This is a genomic window from Paraburkholderia suaedae (genome assembly GCF_040812055.1).
Lineage (GTDB): Bacteria > Pseudomonadota > Gammaproteobacteria > Burkholderiales > Burkholderiaceae > Paraburkholderia.
The window spans coordinates 1-3,291 of record NZ_JBFOAH010000082.1 but is presented as its reverse complement, the minus strand read 5'-3'; the positions used below and the strand labels follow the sequence as shown (position 1 = coordinate 3,291).

The 3,291-nt window shown below is 60.2% G+C and carries 1 protein-coding gene and 3 pseudogenes; 2 read left to right on the top strand and 2 right to left on the bottom strand.

Annotation, left to right across the window (positions count from 1 at the left end):
* Positions 1 to 131 precede the first annotated feature (131 nt).
* Entirely contained in the window at positions 132 to 1,523 is a 1,392-nt protein-coding gene (locus tag ABQJ48_RS37500) for an alpha/beta fold hydrolase (RefSeq protein WP_367842892.1), read from the bottom strand.
* Positions 1,524 to 1,604: 81 nt separating this feature from the next.
* On the opposite strand from ABQJ48_RS37500, the pseudogene ABQJ48_RS37495 reads away from it, so the two are divergent.
* Both ABQJ48_RS37495 and ABQJ48_RS37490 read left to right on the top strand, forming a co-directional pair.
* Positions 1,605 to 1,766, top strand: a pseudogene (locus tag ABQJ48_RS37495) (AMP-binding protein); the annotation flags it as partial.
* 115 nt (positions 1,767 to 1,881) lie between these two features.
* Positions 1,882 to 2,454, top strand: a pseudogene (locus tag ABQJ48_RS37490) (helix-turn-helix domain-containing protein); the annotation flags it as partial.
* Between the two features lie 287 nt (positions 2,455 to 2,741).
* Here ABQJ48_RS37490 and ABQJ48_RS37485 read toward each other — a convergent pair.
* Positions 2,742 to 3,167 (bottom strand): annotated as a pseudogene (locus tag ABQJ48_RS37485) (transposase); the annotation flags it as partial.
* Between the last annotated feature and the right edge of the window lie 124 nt (positions 3,168 to 3,291).

Genomic DNA, 3,291 nt, shown 5'->3' with positions numbered 1-3,291 from the left:
CCAGCGGATAATGCAAGCGCTTGAGCACCCGCCCGAGCGCTGCATTCATCCCGTTGATCATCGTCCCTGTCGCCTCTGCTTTCATGACCTCAGCATATCAGACCGTCTTGTTGCGACAGAACCCGTTCACGTTACTGGGCGTTCGCAGCCGCCTGGCGCACGTCATTCGCGTCCCTGCTTGCGTAGACTTTGGTGAGGAAGGCCCCGATGGCCTGATTCTGGAAATCGACTTCAGGCTGGGTGACCCCGGCGGCGGAAAAATGACCTGAAGGCCAGCGCGGTTCGATCGTTTCGAATTGCGCGCCGTGAATATAGCGTGCGGCTTCCACTGCTTCGGCTTCCGGGTTGAGCAGATCGCCAACCCCGGCGAGAATCAGCGTGCGCGCCCGGATCGACCGTAACGCCTGATGGTAGTCGCCGTTTAGACCCGGTGTGGTGCCGATGTCATGCGCATCGTAGGCCCACGTCTGATAAACCCAGTTTCGCGCATCAAAATTTTTCCACCCGTCATCTTCGGTTTTTGCGAGCCACGACTTGGCGTCGTCACTTTTGGGCATCGTATTCCTGAGCAACTGCGGCGTGCGGGTGATCAGCGCCATAGTACCGGCCCACAGACGCATGCCCTCTTGCGGCGGCTGGTTCTGTTGGTAGTTTCCGTTGTCCCAGGCAGGATCGGACATGATTTCCTGACGCGTGAGATCGAGCACGGCTTTGGTCCATGCGGGCGTACGTCCCAGCGGGACGATCGGAACCAGCGCGTCCATCATGTCAGGATGACTGACGCCCCACTGCAACGTCTGCATGCCGCCCATTGATGCGCCAACCACCGCGAACAGATGCGTAATTCCGAATTTGCCCGTAACGAGGCGGTATTCCGAATTGACCATGTCGCGAATCAGGAAATGCGGGAATGACATGCCGGGCTGGGCGACGCTGTTGGACGGCGAGGTTGTCAGACCATTGCCGATCGCGTCGGTCGTGATGATGAAGTACTTGTCGGTGTCGAGCGCCTTGCCTGGGCCGATCAGGTAATCGAGTCGATGGTGATTGCCGCCGATCGCAGTGACCATCAGGATCGCGTTCGATTTCGTGGCGTTTAGCGTGCCATGTGTTCCGTACGAGATCGAAAAGTCCTTGATGACCTGCCCGCTTTCAAGTGGCAGGTTCCCTTCAGAATACCTCTCGGCAACTCCGGCAGCAGACGGCTGCTGCGCTTGTGCCGCGGCGGCAATGCCAAATACCAAAGTGATAGCGGTAAGCCCCTGTTTCAGACGTCTCATTCCTTGCACCATTCGTTGGGAAAGGCGTGAGTTTGCACGAAGCGGGCGCTTTCTGCAGGCCACCTCTCCTCTCCTGAGTACATGTGGCAGGCCGGGGCCAGCCAGGAGCAATAGCTTCAACAGACTGCGCTCTTGACTCTCGGCGGAAGTCCTTGCAAAGGCAATCGAAATACTAGCGAAAGATATTTGAAATTTGAAAGCGGTGCCGTTGCAGTTAGTGCCGCTTCGCTTCGTCGATAGCACGAAGGAGTTGCTGCACCGGGTAGCACTGGATGCAGTCAGTCGATGCGAGCCACGGTGAGGCGATAGGCGTATCGATTGCCAGGCGGGGAAACAGCGGTGGAGGAGGCCGTCGCGCGGCGCTGGTATGAGCGCACGCAAACGCCGATTATCGAGGGCTACGGGCTCACCGAGACGACCGCGTGCGTCACCTGCAATTCACCAATTGCGGTGCAGTACAGCGGCACGATAGGGTTGCCGCTACCATGTCAGGGCTTTTTAGAAATGTCCGGTTCTGGCTCCTTAGAAATGTCTGGTTTCCTGCTCCGGGCTGGCTGCTGGGGCGCATGCTGCGGCATCACGGACAGCCCGGAGCCAGACCATGAACGGACGTGGATTCATCACGATCAGCATGCACGAGCTCGAGCGCGTGAAGATCATCGAGGCGGTCGTCCAGCGTCGCCTGACGATCGTACTGGGGGCGGAACGGCTGCAGCTGGGCGAACGTCAGGTCAGCCGGCTGGTGCGGCGCTATGAGGCCGCTGGACCGGCCGGGCTCATCTCGGCGCGGCGTGGCCAGCCCAGCAATCGCGAACTGCCGGTGGACCTGCGGGCGCGGGCGATGGCGCTGGTGCGCGAACGCTATGCCGATTTTGGGCCGACGCTGGCGTGCGAGAAGCTGGCCGAATGTCATGGCGTGGTGCTGGCGAAGGAAACCGTGCGGCGCTGGATGCGCGATGCGGGGCTGTGGATTGCGCGCAAACAGCGGCCGCCCAAGCTTCACCAGCCGAGAAACCGGCGTGCGTGTCTGGGCGAGCTGGTGCAGATCGACGGCAGTGATCACCGGTGGTTTGAGGAACGCGCGCCAGCGTGCGCGCTGCTGGTGTTCATCGACGATGCGACGGGCCGGCTGATGGCGCTGCACTTCACGGCGACCGAGTCGACCTTCAGATACTGATATGACTTTCTCAGTCAAGGACCGCAAAGGTGTGGCTTCCATTTCATAGGTTTTCGGTCAATCTGCTCAGGGCGGCGCAGCCTGTAACGTCGACGGTGGATCAATCTGATATCCGTGGGTTGGTTACCACATTACAGGGTTCCGTCTGGTGAACCTGCCGCGCTCTATGTTCGGGAGTCCGCGTCAGGACGCTGTCCCGTAGGATCTTCGCGGGTTGTTCACGGACCGCGCTGCGCCGTCCTCGGAAGACTGTTTCGATCTCCGTGGTGGTGATGGTTCGTGAATCAATGTGTCTGTGGAGTTGGTTCACCGGCCATCACCGATGTCGTGCGCGCGATGTCCCAGATGAAGGCCGCCAGTTCGCGGGCGATCGCAACCACGGCAACGTTGGGATGCTTGCCTCGCGCAACAAGTCTGCGATACCGTTTGCAGAGCCGAAGCTGGGCATCCCACGCGCGGTCGATTATCGCCTTGGGAAGCCCCTCATGGCGTTTCTGGATGGCAGGGCTGACCTTGGCCGGATGACGATACGACCACGCTGCTTCAACCAGGAGGCGCCGTGCGCAGCTGTTGCCCGCCTTCGTGATGCTGCCCAGCCGGCGTTTCTGGCCGGACGACTGTTCAGATGGTATGAGCCCGAGCCAGGCAGTCAGCTGCCGCGGGTGTTCGAAGCGTGAGAGGTCACCGAGCTCGGCGAGCATGCCGATGGCGGGGTTTTGTCGCGATAAGGCGTGGCGCGGAGAAGCCATCCTTAGCAAATAGGAATCCTTATTTGGCAAGCAAGTAAAATTGGTCGGCAGATGTCTGATTCAAACCGTCGGTCTGCATTTGCCC